Source organism: Anoxybacillus sp. UARK-01, from assembly GCF_002075365.1.
GTDB lineage: Bacteria > Bacillota > Bacilli > Bacillales > Anoxybacillaceae > Anoxybacteroides > Anoxybacteroides rupiense.
In genome coordinates this window covers 159,318-172,506 of the sequence record NZ_NASY01000032.1, presented here as the reverse complement: position 1 = coordinate 172,506, position 13,189 = coordinate 159,318, and the positions used below count along the sequence as shown (strand labels likewise).

Annotated in this window: 14 protein-coding genes; 11 read left to right on the top strand and 3 right to left on the bottom strand. The window is 41.7% G+C overall.

The genetic code is table 11. The annotated features are described in order from the left end of the window. Positions 1-57 precede the first annotated feature (57 nt). From B6A27_RS07100 to B6A27_RS07070, 7 genes are all read left to right on the top strand, one after another. Positions 58-921 (top strand): transcriptional regulator CcpC, encoded by an 864-nt coding sequence (locus B6A27_RS07100; protein WP_080860963.1) that lies wholly within the window; start codon positions 58-60, stop codon positions 919-921. Between the two features lie 71 nt (positions 922-992). After that, complete coding sequence (gene dapD, locus B6A27_RS07095; protein WP_044746656.1) at positions 993-1,703, top strand: 2,3,4,5-tetrahydropyridine-2,6-dicarboxylate N-acetyltransferase; 711 nt, start codon at positions 993-995, stop codon at positions 1,701-1,703. A 121-nt stretch (positions 1,704-1,824) separates the two neighbouring features. Then, a complete protein-coding gene (locus tag B6A27_RS07090; RefSeq protein ID WP_080860961.1) occupies positions 1,825-2,949 on the top strand; it encodes an N-acetyldiaminopimelate deacetylase in 1,125 nt (374 codons plus the stop codon). Positions 2,950-3,007: 58 nt separating this feature from the next. Then, positions 3,008-3,250: a YkuS family protein gene (locus tag B6A27_RS07085; RefSeq protein WP_044746772.1), complete on the top strand. Its 243-nt coding sequence runs from the start codon at positions 3,008-3,010 to the stop codon at positions 3,248-3,250. A gap of 598 nt (positions 3,251-3,848) precedes the next feature. Beyond that, positions 3,849-4,391, top strand: a complete 543-nt coding sequence (locus B6A27_RS07080; protein ID WP_044746654.1) for a peroxiredoxin — start codon at positions 3,849-3,851, stop codon at positions 4,389-4,391. Positions 4,392-4,445: 54 nt separating this feature from the next. Continuing rightward, positions 4,446-4,901: a TlpA family protein disulfide reductase gene (locus B6A27_RS07075; protein ID WP_080860959.1), complete on the top strand. Its 456-nt coding sequence runs from the start codon at positions 4,446-4,448 to the stop codon at positions 4,899-4,901. 111 nt (positions 4,902-5,012) lie between these two features. After that, positions 5,013-5,678 (top strand): potassium channel family protein, encoded by a 666-nt coding sequence (locus tag B6A27_RS07070; protein WP_236631808.1) that lies wholly within the window; start codon positions 5,013-5,015, stop codon positions 5,676-5,678. Between the two features lie 242 nt (positions 5,679-5,920). On the opposite strand, the gene rnjA is transcribed toward B6A27_RS07070, so the two are convergent. Beyond that, positions 5,921-7,588 carry a ribonuclease J1 gene (rnjA, locus tag B6A27_RS07065; protein ID WP_044746771.1) on the bottom strand — a complete coding sequence of 556 codons (1,668 nt, stop codon included), beginning with the start codon at positions 7,586-7,588 and terminating at the stop codon, positions 5,921-5,923. Positions 7,589-7,591: 3 nt separating this feature from the next. After that, complete coding sequence (locus B6A27_RS07060; protein WP_044746652.1) at positions 7,592-7,801, bottom strand: DNA-dependent RNA polymerase subunit epsilon; 210 nt, start codon at positions 7,799-7,801, stop codon at positions 7,592-7,594. 478 nt (positions 7,802-8,279) lie between these two features. On the opposite strand from B6A27_RS07060, the gene B6A27_RS07055 reads away from it, so the two are divergent. Then, positions 8,280-9,053: a Cof-type HAD-IIB family hydrolase gene (locus B6A27_RS07055; RefSeq protein ID WP_044746770.1), complete on the top strand. Its 774-nt coding sequence runs from the start codon at positions 8,280-8,282 to the stop codon at positions 9,051-9,053. Positions 9,054-9,085: 32 nt separating this feature from the next. On the opposite strand, the gene def is transcribed toward B6A27_RS07055, so the two are convergent. Continuing rightward, entirely contained in the window at positions 9,086-9,640 is a 555-nt protein-coding gene (def, locus tag B6A27_RS07050; RefSeq protein ID WP_044746651.1) for a peptide deformylase, read from the bottom strand. 447 nt (positions 9,641-10,087) lie between these two features. On the opposite strand from def, the gene B6A27_RS07040 reads away from it, so the two are divergent. The 3 genes from B6A27_RS07040 (at position 10,088) to pdhB (ending at position 13,188) form a co-directional block, all read left to right on the top strand. Then, the gene (locus B6A27_RS07040) at positions 10,088-10,723 is read left to right on the top strand and encodes a YkyA family protein (RefSeq protein ID WP_080860956.1); all 636 of its coding nucleotides are present in this window, start codon (positions 10,088-10,090) and stop codon (positions 10,721-10,723) included. A 374-nt stretch (positions 10,724-11,097) separates the two neighbouring features. Then, positions 11,098-12,207, top strand: a complete 1,110-nt coding sequence (gene pdhA, locus B6A27_RS07035; RefSeq protein WP_044746649.1) for a pyruvate dehydrogenase (acetyl-transferring) E1 component subunit alpha — start codon at positions 11,098-11,100, stop codon at positions 12,205-12,207. 3 nt (positions 12,208-12,210) lie between these two features. Continuing rightward, positions 12,211-13,188: a pyruvate dehydrogenase complex E1 component subunit beta gene (pdhB, locus tag B6A27_RS07030; RefSeq protein WP_044746648.1), complete on the top strand. Its 978-nt coding sequence runs from the start codon at positions 12,211-12,213 to the stop codon at positions 13,186-13,188. Position 13,189: the final 1 nt, after the last annotated feature.

Here is a 13,189-nt window from a genome sequence, read left to right as displayed (position 1 = left end):
TTCATAAAAATAAACAAGAATGATAAGCAAAACTTATCAGAAAGAGGCAATGGGTGCATGACTGAATATGAATGGCTTGTGATTTTAGCTGAGGAGCTGAACATGCGCAAAGCAGCGGCAAGATTATATGTAAGCCCATCAGCTCTTTCTCAACGTTTGCAGACGCTTGAAAATGACTGGAATACAAAAATTTTCGTTCGAACACCTCGCGGGCTGATTTTGACACCGGCTGGAGAGAGAATTGTCCAGCTGGTCAAAGAAATCGTGCAAGCGACTGAGCAAGTAAAAGAGGAAGTCGAGCAAATGGATGGACGGGCGAGCGGGACGTTAAGGTTAGCAGTCGTTTCTATTGCTGCCCAGCACTGGCTTCCATCCATCTTAAAACGGTTTACCGAGCGATATCCGAACGTCAAAATTGCGTTAGTTACAGGATGGACAAGCAATATTATGGAATGGATGTATCAAAACGATTTTCATATCGGGATCGTGCGCGGTGTTCCCCATTGGAACGGCATCAAGCATTTTTTGTTTGCTGATCGGCTGTATTTAATCGATCAAAAAATTAACGGTCTTGAGCAGCTGCCCAAAACCGATCGACCGTTTATTCAGTTTAAAAGCGATTCCACCTATTTTCTCCATATTCAACAATGGTGGCATGAACAATTTGAAACACCGCCTGAACGGACAATGGTTGTTGATCAAATTGAGACGTGCAAACAGTTGGCTTATCATGGGATCGGTTATGCGATTTTGCCGGAAATAGCGCTTCATGATTTAGACGATTCTATGAACAAAATTCCGCTAAAGGATCGAACGGGGCGATTGATGGAGAGAGGTACGTGGCTTATCGGTGCAGATACCGCGTGGCAGCTTCCGCAAGTACAAGCGTTTTATCAAGTGGTCCGAGAGCTGATGGACTGAATTGGTGCTTGTCAGCGCAGGCTTTGTTTTGCTAAAGTAAAGGAATAAGAGAATAAAAGGAGGATGCTGACATGAAAATGATGGATGCAAATGAAATTATTGCGTTTATTCAAAATAGTAAAAAAGCGACGCCAGTCAAAGTATACATAAAAGGAAATCTTGAAGGATTAGATTTTGGAACCGGCTCAAAAGCGTTTATAACGGGAAATGCTGGAGTCGTGTTTGGTGAATGGCAGGAAATTCAAGCGGTGATGGAAGCGAATAAAGACCGCATTGAAGATTATGTTGTGGAAAATGACCGCCGCAACTCTGCTATTCCATTGCTTGATTTAAAAGGAATTAAAGCTCGCATTGAACCGGGTGCGATTATTCGCGATCAGGTTGAGATCGGCGATAATGCGGTCATTATGATGGGGGCTGTTATTAACATTGGCGCAGTTGTTGGCGAAGGAACGATGATTGATATGAATGCAGTGCTTGGTGGTCGGGCAACGGTAGGTAAGAATTGCCATGTTGGTGCTGGAGCGGTATTGGCAGGAGTGATTGAACCGCCTTCAGCGAAGCCAGTCATTGTAGAGGATGACGTAGTGATTGGCGCGAATGCCGTTATTTTAGAAGGGGTAACGGTTGGAAAAGGCGCAGTTGTTGCAGCCGGCGCGGTGGTAATCGATGATGTGCCTCCTTATTCTGTTGTGGCAGGGGTACCAGCTCGTGTGATTAAACAAATTGATGAAAAAACAAAAGCCAAAACAGAAATTAAGCAAGAATTGCGCCAACTATAAAAGTGGTGTTGTTCCGTTTTCAACATTAAAAAGAAGGCTATCTATCAATATACCCGTTAAGGCGAAACAGCCAAGCGAAGCGTGGAGATGCTCCACGCTTTTTTACGAGGAGGAGAAAAGCATGGTAAGCCCATTTGTATCGATTCGCCGTGATTTGCATAAAATTCCTGAATTGGGGTTTCAAGAGTTTAAAACTCAGCAATATTTATTAAATTATATTGCGTCATTGCCGCAGGAAAGGTTGGAAATTCAAACATGGAAAACAGGTATTTTTGTAAAAATCAATGGCCTTCAGCCGACAAAAACGATTGCCTACCGCGCGGATATTGACGGACTTCCCATTCATGAAGAAACAGAACTTCCTTATCGTTCTCAACATGAAGGAAAAATGCACGCTTGCGGACATGATTTTCATATGAGTATTGCTTTGGGTGTATTAACCCATTTTGTGCATCATCCCATTCGTGATGATTTATTATTTATTTTTCAGCCAGCCGAAGAAGGTCCAGGCGGTGCGTTGCCGATGCTTCAAAGCGAGCCCATGCAGCAGTGGCGGCCAGATATGATTATCGCACTGCATATAGCACCGGAATATCCTGTTGGTACGATTGCTATAAAAGAAGGATTGCTATTTGCTAATACATCAGAACTGTTCATTGATTTAAAAGGAAAAGGTGGACATGCGGCATTTCCTCATCTAGCAAATGATATGGTCGTCGCCGCCTGCGCCCTTGTTACACAACTTCAATCAATTGTAGCGCGCAACGTTGACCCACTTGACAGCGCTGTTATCACCATCGGGAAAATTTCGGGAGGAACGGTGCAAAACGTAATTGCTGAGAATGCGCGTTTAGAAGGAACGATTCGCACACTATCAGCAGAATCTATGAAAAAAGTGAAAGAGAGAATTGAATCTCTTGTTAAAGGAATGGAAATCGCCTATCAATGTGAAGCATCGATTGATTATGGCTCCATGTACTACCAAGTATATAATAACGAAAAACTGACGAAAGAGTTCATGACATTTGTGCAGCAGCATTCTGATATTCACATGATAGAATGTCGAGAGGCCATGACAGGAGAAGACTTTGGCTATATGCTTGCCGAAATTCCAGGGTTTATGTTTTGGCTTGGTGTAGAATCAGAATACGGGTTGCATCATGCAAGGTTAAATCCGAACGAACTTGCGATTGATCAAGCCATTTCCTTGCTGGCATCTTATATTGGATGGAAAGGAAATAATTAGAATGGCATATTTTCCTCTCCGATAAGGCACATTATGTGAATGAGGAGGTGGATGAATGATGGCAAAGATTGGGGTAGAACCATCGTTAACAAATGTTCAACAAGCATTAAAAGAAAGAGGTCATGAAGTGATTGCACTTCAACAGGAAAGTGATGCAAAAGGATGCGATTGCTGCGTTGTGACTGGCCAGGATTCAAATGTGATGGGCATCCAAAATGCTGTATCCTCAGCTTCTGTTATTGAAGCGAGCGGTTTGACCGCAGACGAGGTTTGCCAAAAAGTCGAGGAGAAGTTACGCTAATCAAGCGTCTCGTAAATCAACAGCTTTTGAAAAAAGACTAGGCGCCTTCCTAGTCTTTTTCTGCTCTCAATCGTTTGCATGCAAGTGACATATAGATACCACTTGATGTGTCAGCATTTGTTTCCGAGTGACCTAGTGATCATTGATTCTGGCGCTTGGCCATGTTTTGGCGTGGTCGGGACAAATCGTTGACTTGTTCTCCAAACGACGAAAAGCGGGGCTTTGGAATGGGCTATAAGCCTAATCTTCTAATGGGATCTATGTATAAAGTCCACGATGCAAGCATGTCAATCGATTAGAAAACGATGATATGGATATAGAAAAAATAGTGAGCGAATTATAATCACTAGAATAATGGCGATCAGTTTGATCAGCGCGCTATCTGTGTTTTGGCTCATAACATTTTCATGGAATCGTGAGTGTTTGGTCTGTTGTGAATGAATAGGGATGTTAAGAAGTCGCTCAACAGCTTTTCAGAATCGATTATTATATAATCTTTCATAACCATATAGCTTTTTGTATAATTTTTCCGCATATATGGTATACCATTGAGGAAATATATAATATTTTCTCAATCTAAAATGATGGAGGGATACATATGGCAGAGCGTATGGTAGGTAAGCAGGCTCCTCGTTTTGAAATGAAAGCTGTTTTACCTAACGGAGATTTTGGCATGGTCAGCTTAGAAGAAAATATCAAAAATAATAAATGGACGGTTCTTTTCTTCTATCCATTAGATTTCACGTTCGTGTGTTCAACAGAAATCACCGCTATTTCTGAACGCTATGAAGAATTTGAAGATTTAGATGCGGTTGTCATTGGTGCTTCTACAGACTCTGTATATTCTCATAAAGCATGGATAAATATGTCGCGCACAGAAAATGGCCTTGGAAAGATTAAGTATTCATTAGCAGCGGATACAAATCATCAAGTATCCCGTGACTATGGCGTACTTATTGAGGAGGAAGGAGTCGCGCTTTGCGGTTTATTCGTTATTGATCCAGAGGGAGAGCTAAAATACGCAGTCGCACATCATAACGATATCGGTCGTAATGTGGATGAAGTATTGCGCGTTCTGCAAGCGCTGCAAACAGGCCAGCTTTGCCCGGCAAACCCGAGGCAAAAAACGCTGGAGGTATAATCGAAGAAGGTCTAACAACATCATGTTAGACCTTCGTTTACGAGGAGGGATATGATGAAATTACGTGAGACAATGCCTACATTGAACGGAGCAACAGCTTATGTAAATGGCACTGTTACAAACGAGGATTTGATCGGAAAAAAACCGACGCTTATTCATTTCTGGTCCGTAAGCTGCCATGTTTGCAAGGAAGCGATGCCGCAAGTCAATGAATTTCGCAATCGCTATAAGGATGTATTAAATGTGGTGGCTGTACATGTGCCACGCTCGGAAAGAGATTTAGATATTGATCTAGTCAGAAGAACGGCAGAAGAACATGGCATGACACAGCCGATTTTAGTAGACAATGAACACCATATTACGGATGCATTTGAAAACCAATACGTTCCTGCTTACTATGTATTCGATGCAGAAGGAAAACTGCGCCATTTTCAAGCGGGTGGAAGCGGAATGAAGATGCTGGAAAAACGCGTCAATCGAGTGCTGGAGGAAAAGCAAAAAGCAGAATAAAGCTCCAAAAGGAACGATACCGCTCGTTCCTTTTTGATTTGCATTTTTTGTCATAACGTATTACATTAACAAGAGAAGATCATGTTGCGATGTGAAATTGGAGGAATACATGTGAAAAAAAAGCAGTTTGCTGTAATTGGATTAGGTCGATTTGGCGGCAGTATTTGCCGTACATTAAGTGAACAAGGGATGGAAGTGCTTGCGATTGATATTGATGAGGATCGCGTCAATGAATATGCCTCCATTGCTTCACATGCTGTGGTAGGAGATTCAACTGATGAGGCCGTGCTGAAAAGCTTAGGCATTCGCAATTTTGACCATGTGATTGTTGCGATCGGCGACAATATCCAGGCGAGCATTTTAACGACGTTAATTTTAAAAGAGCTTGGGGTGCAAAATATTACCGTAAAAGCTACCAACGACTATCATGAAAAAGTATTGAAAAAAATCGGAGCCGACCAAATTGTTCATCCAGAGCGCGATATGGGAGAAAGAATTGCACACAGCATTATTTCGAATAATGTTCTTGATTATTTAGAGCTTTCTGATGTTCATAGCATTGTTGAAATTGCAGCAAGCCATCGCCTTGAGGGCCATTCATTACTGGAGTTGGATATTCGGGCGCGTTATGGGATCAATATTGTTGCGATTAAGCGAGGCAATGAAGTTATTGTTTCTCCGTTGGCCTCTGAAATGATTCGAAAAGGGGACATATTGGTTGTCATCGGCGCCGACGAAGATATTGACCGCTTTGAAGCAAAAGTGGTGAGCGGCTAAAAGCATAGGAGGAAACGAACCGCTGCTGTTTTGTATCAATACGTGGCATAAGACAATGATTTTCCTCGTTTTTCAGCCGCCCTTCATGTCTTGCTTATGGCGCTTTTTTAGATGTTAAGAGAGGCTGAAACGTATAGTCCATTCAAAAGCAGAAGGTTGTCTTTTCGCCGAGTGGTTGTTTCAAACCGGGAATATGGAAAGCAAAAAGCAGGGAGACTCTCCCTGCTTTTTGCTGTTTCTGATTAGATCTCCATAATAATTGGCAAAATCATCGGCTTGCGCTTCGTTTTTTCATACAAAAACGGCGCAAGAGTATCTGTGATTTCATTTTTGATTTCTGACCATTGATTGGTTTTCCGTTCAAGCACTTTTTCAAGATGTTTTGTAATTAATGCTTGAGCATCGCTAATTAAATCGCCAGATTCCCGCATATAAACAAAACCGCGTGAAATGATATCGGGACCAGCCGCGATTTTGAATTCTTTCATATTGATGCTGACAACGACAATCACAAGGCCTTCCTCAGAAAGAATACGACGGTCGCGAAGCACGATATTGCCGATGTCTCCAATGCCGCTGCCATCAATATAAACAGATCCGGACGGAACTTTACCGACGATTCCTGCTTCCTCTGCACTTAGACCAAGCACTTCGCCGTTGTCCATAATAAAGCAGTTCTCTTCAGGAACCCCGCAGTCAACAGCAAGCTTCGCATGCATTTTTTGCATTCGGTATTCTCCGTGAATCGGCATAAAATATTTTGGCTTCATTAAACGAATCATTAACTTTTGCTCTTCCTGCCCACCGTGACCGGATGTATGGATATCATTTAACGGTCCATGAATCACTTCGGCACCGGCTCGATACAGCATGTTAATCGTACGGTTCACGCTGACCGTGTTTCCAGGGATTGGGGAGGATGAAAAGACAACTGTATCCCCAGGAATAATTTGAATTTGCCGATGCGTGCCGTTGGCGATGCGAGATAATGCTGCCATTGGTTCTCCTTGGCTTCCTGTACATAAAATCGTGACGCGATGGGCTGGGAGGCGATTGATTTGTCCGGCATCAATAAATGTATCCTTTGGACATTTGATGTAGCCAAGTCCTTGTCCAATCTCAATGGCTGCCTCCATGCTGCGGCCGAATACAGCGATTTTTCGATTATTAAGTACTGCAGCTTCAGTTACTTGCTGCAAACGATGGATGTTAGAAGCGAATGTGGCAAAAATAATCCGGCCTTGAACTTTGCGGAAAATATCATGGATGCTTTCACCGACGCGGCGTTCTGACATTGTAAAATGTGGAATTTCGCTATTGGTGCTGTCGGATAGCAAGCATAGAACACCTTCTTTTCCGATTTCAGCCATTTTTGTTAAATTGGCTGGTTCACCTACTGGAGTGAAATCGAACTTGAAATCACCGGTATGCACGATTTGCCCCGCTGGAGTTTTTACGACAATCCCATAGCTATCCGGAATGCTGTGAGTGGTCCGGAAAAACGTAACGGCTGTCTTTTGGAAACGGATCACATCATCCTCTTTAATTTCAATGAGCTTTGTTTGGCTTAATAATCCGTGCTCTTCTAGTTTATTGCGAATGAGTCCTAAAGCAAGCTTTCCACCGTATATTGGAACGTTCACTTGACGAAGCAAATAGGGGATACCGCCAATATGGTCTTCATGACCATGAGTGATAAATAATCCTTTAATCTTTTCTGCATTTTTGACTAAATAACTGTAATCAGGAATAACATAATCAATACCGAGCAGTTCATCTTCCGGGAATTTAATTCCCGCGTCAATGATAATAATTTCGTCTTGGAATTGTACGCCATATGTATTTTTTCCGATCTCGCCTAATCCGCCGAGCGCAAATACACCAACTTGGTTTTCTTTTAAAAACTTCATCATCTAAATCTCCAGTACATTAAAATTTGGGCTTTGTTTTTCATATTCTAAATGAGCGCCCTCAAGAGGCTGAATATATTCAATGTTGATTGCGCGATTTTTAAGTTTTTGGCGTACTTCCCGTTCTGATTCCGCTTCGATATACAGCGTGTTTGTTTTTTCTCTTACAGGCACTTCGTCAAGATTTTCTTGATAAAACACTTTAAAAATCATTGTAAAACCTCTCCTTACTAACCGATAATTTCCCTAACTTTTTTATTATATATAAAATATAGTTGATTTTCATGCTTTTTATTTTGGACACGGCACATGTTCCAAGCAGCGCTGCCTTTTACTTCTATCATCTTTGACGAAACTCCGAGCTTTCATTCATGTCTTTCATTTTAAAAGAAGCCCTTCTTTGTTCTTAAGAAGGGCTGTCCGGTTAAGCGATTGATTTTTTACGGAGCAAATCTTTCCATTGTTGGAGCAATTTTTTCTTGAGCTTCTTCAACATCTCTCATCACTCCCTACTTTTTATTGTACTCATTTCTTGTCGAAAGTAAATGTCCACTTTTTTTATTTAGTATATGAAGATTAAGAAGGGTTTTTCATGGTGAAAGCTGGAAGATTTTTTGTTTGACATTCCTGCTTTTTTTCATTAACGTAATGATGAAGAAATGCAATGATTTTTTATAAAGGTGAGAAAACGATGAAGAAAATTGTATTTTTTGATATTGATGGCACACTGCTTGATGAAAACAAAGAATTGCCGGCTTCTACTGTGCAAGCTATTCAGAAGCTTAAAACATCGGGAGTGTATGTAGCGATTGCGACAGGAAGAGCTCCTTTTATGTTTGAAAATTTGCGGAAGAAATTAGGAATCGATTCCTTTGTCAGCTTTAATGGTCAATATGTCGTTTTTGAAGACGAGGTCATTTATAAAAATCCTTTGCATCGTTCTAAGTTGCATGAATTGAAAGAGCGTGCTCATGAGAATGGGCATCCGCTTGTGTTTATGGATGCCGAAAGGATGAGGGCGAGCGTTGAAGAACATCCATATATTCATGTAAGTATGGAAAGCCTAAAATTTTCTCATCCTCCATTTGATCCGCTTTACTATGAGCAGCGCGATATTTATCAAGCGCTTTTGTTTTGCAAACCAGAGGAAGAGCATGTCTATATCACATCGTATCCTGAGTTTCATTTTGTGCGTTGGCATAACGTATCTACAGATGTATTGCCGTTTGGTGGTTCGAAAGCGGAAGGAATTCGCAGGCTGATCGAACGAGTCGGCATTGACAAAGAGGATGTTTATGCATTTGGCGATGGGCTAAATGATATCGAAATGCTTCAGTTTGTCGGTACAGGTGTGGCTATGGGAAATGCCAATGAGAAAGTGAAAGAAGTGGCTAATTTTGTAACAAAGCGAGTGGATGAAGAAGGGATTTTATACGGACTGAAGCAGCTCGAGCTGATTAAGTAAAAAGAAGGGCGGTCCGCCCTTCTTTTTACGCTTTATCGTTCAATCGGAATCGCATTTTCTGGTGCTTTGAAAGGGTTTTCTTGATCGATGTGATCATAAAACATAATACCGTTTAAGTGGTCAATTTCGTGCTGGAAGACAATGGCCGGATATCCTTTTAAGCGCAAAGTGATATTTTCGCCTTCAAGGGTTGTACCGGTAACCGTAATTCGGGCATAACGCGGTACATATCCGGGAACGTTGCGGTCAACAGACAAGCATCCTTCTCCGCTTGTTAAATAGCAGAGCTGAACGGAATGGCTTATGATTTTTGGATTAAACAGACCATAGCTATATAGCGTTCCTTTTTCATCATGGGCATGAACAGCAATCATTCGTTTTAAGACGTTAATTTGTGGGGCTGCTAATCCAACGCCGGGACGCAGTCCATATTTTGCCGCCGTCTCTGGATCTTGGCTCATTTTTAAGTATTCCAGCATGCTTCGCAAAAGGTCCTGCTCTTCCTTAGAAGCAGGCAAAGCAACTGGTTCAGCAACGGCCCGTAAAGCCGGATGGCCTTCGCGAACAATATCTTTCATGGTAATCATCGCTTATCACTCCTTGTATAATGAAATCATATCAAGCGTGTTGATGATTGAATAAAAACAAATGAACAGTACTGAATTCCTCGCTTTTCTGCTTCAGTAGAAAAGCGGATGGTGAGCCATATCATCTGTTTTAAAGTAAAATAATGGACCATCAACACTAGTGAAATAATATCTGTGCAACTGAAAGATCAAAAAATGATCTGTGAACAATCGACGATTGGAGGCAAGCTTCGGACCTGTTTTCGCCACATATTCGCGTGACAAAGACGCGGAACACGCCGCTTTCAGACCCATTCACGGGGGTATGAAGCGACCCCCCACCGTCGAAAACAATACCATATTATATAGAAGAATTAAATGTTTTTCATCTATAATAGTCTATCAAACAAATTTGTGGATCGTAAATAAACATATGATAAAATGGGTCAGGAAAGAAGGGAATGAAAGATGAAGCAAGCTAAACTATTTTTTCTGATTCTTTGTCTGATGGTTTTCGTGCAAGGGTGCAAGGTGTTGGCACCTGAAAAAGAAGTGATGGATGCGTTGGAGAAAATGGCTAAATACGAGGACAAAATGAACGAAGAGCATGAACAGCTTGTTCGTCTCGAGCAGGAGCAGACAAAGCTGTACAACGAGATCATGGATCTTGGAATGAAACGATTTTCTGAAGTGTCCAAATTATCGCGAAAGGCTCAAGTGCTTATTGAAAAAAGAAACAAGCAAATAGAGGAAGAATATAAAAACATTGAAAAGGCTGAGGAACAATTAACCATCGTTAAGGAAAGCCTTTCGCATGTACAAGATGAAACAATGAAAAAACAGGCGAGTTCCTTGATAAAAATTATTGGTAAGCGGTACGATGCGTACAAGTCAGTATATGATCACTATCATAAAGCGTTAGCGCTAGAAAAGGAATTTTATCGTCTTCTTGAAGATGAGCATATAACGTTAGAAAAGCTGCAACACCAAACGGACCAAATTAATCGTGCATATAAAGAACTGCTTTCAGACAATGACCAATTTAATGATTATACGGAACAGTATAATCAAGAAAAGAAGCGATTATATCGTGAATGGAAATAGCTGTCGAAAAGGCAGCTTTTTTTAATGCCTTAATATACTATAACAGAATATAACACAACGTCATTTATATATTATAACAGATTATTTCGGTTTACAATATATGTATGGGAGTGATTCGAGAAATCAAAGTAATTGACGGATGGGTTAAGAAGGTGTAAACTTGAAGTTGCAAATAATCATTGTACTAATTTTATTTGTAAAAACATTGATACAGTTTTTTGATTCTCGTAATCCTGCCACATCATGTGCAGACGGCCGGCAAATATTGTCTGTTTATAGCGGAATTTGGGTAAATTAATGCTGTATGAAAGTGCTTGCTGATGCTTGGTATGGTTGATTTTACTTTATATACAAGAAAGGTAGAGGTGAATGGAATGGGTGCGAAAACATCCGTATTCAATTTGAAGAAGCAGCTCGAAAAAGTGGCTGAGCAATTTCCGACTTTCCAAATCTTAAACGAAGAAGGCGAAGTTGTAAACGAAGCAGCGATGCCGAATTTAAGCGATGAGCAACTAAAAGAATTAATGCGTCGAATGGTTTATACACGCGTGCTTGATCAACGTTCGATCTCGTTAAACCGCCAAGGACGCTTAGGATTTTATGCGCCAACGGCCGGTCAAGAAGCAAGCCAGCTTGCAAGCCAATTTGCGCTTGAAAAAGAAGATTTCATTTTGCCTGGTTATCGTGATGTACCGCAAATGATTTGGCATGGACTTCCGCTTTATCAAGCCTTTTTATTCTCGCGTGGCCATTTTCATGGCAATCAGATTCCTGAAGGCGTTAACGTATTGCCGCCACAAATTATTATCGGAGCGCAAATCATTCAAACAGCCGGCGTTGCTTTAGGAATGAAAAAGCGCGGCAAAAAAGCGGTAGCCATTACATACACAGGCGATGGCGGAGCTTCCCAAGGCGATTTTTATGAAGGAATGAACTTTGCCGGAGCGTTTAAAGCCCCTGCTATTTTTGTTGTGCAAAACAACCGTTTTGCGATTTCGACCCCAGTAGAAAAGCAATCAGCAGCAAAAACGATCGCTCAAAAAGCCGCAGCAGCGGGTATTCCTGGCATTCAAGTGGATGGCATGGATCCATTAGCTGTTTACGTAGCTGTGCGTGAAGCTCGTGAGCGCGCGGTTAATGGAGAAGGTCCAACGCTGATCGAAACATTGTGCTTCCGTTACGGTCCACATACAATGGCTGGGGACGATCCAACTCGTTACCGCACAAAAGAACTTGAAAACGAGTGGGAGAAAAAAGATCCGATCGTTCGCTTCCGCAAGTTTTTGGAGAAAAAAGGTCTTTGGAGCGAAGCTGAAGAAAACAGCGTAATTGAGCAAGCGAAAGAAGATATTAAAGAAGCGATCAAAAAAGCAGACGAAACAGCGAAACAAAAAGTAACGGATTTAATGAGCATCATGTATGAAGAGATGCCGTTTCATTTAAAAGAACAATATGAAATTTATAAAGAGAAGGAGTCGAAATAGGCCATGGCGCAAATGACAATGATTCAAGCAATCACGGATGCATTGCGCATCGAATTAAAAAACGATCCGAACGTGTTGGTGTTTGGGGAAGACGTTGGAGTAAACGGCGGCGTATTCCGCGCGACAGAAGGCTTGCAAGCGGAATTTGGGGAAGAACGTGTATTTGATACACCGCTTGCTGAATCTGGAATTGGCGGTCTTGCGATCGGTCTTGCGCTCGAAGGATTTCGTCCGGTTCCTGAAATTCAGTTTTTTGGCTTCGTATATGAGGTCATGGATTCCATTTCCGGACAAATGGCTCGTATGCGCTATCGTTCAGGTGGACGCTACCATGCTCCAATTACGATTCGTTCTCCATTCGGCGGCGGCGTTCATACACCTGAATTGCATGCGGACAGCTTAGAAGGATTAGTAGCACAGCAGCCTGGATTAAAAGTGGTTATTCCTTCTACTCCATATGATGCAAAAGGATTGTTGATTTCTGCCATTCGTGATAACGATCCAGTTATTTTCTTGGAGCACATGAAATTATATCGCTCATTCCGTCAAGAAGTTCCAGAAGGAGAATACACCATCCCGATTGGCAAAGCGGATATTAAGCGGGAAGGAAAAGATGTATCCATTATTGCTTACGGCGCAATGGTTCATGAATCATTAAAAGCAGCAACAGAACTTGAAAAAGAAGGGATTTCTGCAGAAGTGATCGATTTGCGCACCGTTCAGCCATTAGATATTGAAACGATTATCGGATCTGTAGAAAAAACAGGCAGAGCTGTTGTTGTTCAAGAAGCACAAAAACAAGCGGGAATTGCTGCGAATGTGGTAGCAGAAATTAATGAACGCGCGATTTTAAGCCTAGAGGCTCCGGTATTGCGCGTAGCAGCTCCAGATACGGTTTATCCATTCTCTCAAGCAGAGCCTGTTTGGTTGCCAAACTTCAAAGATGTGATCGAAACGGTGAAAAAAGTCATGAATTTCTAAG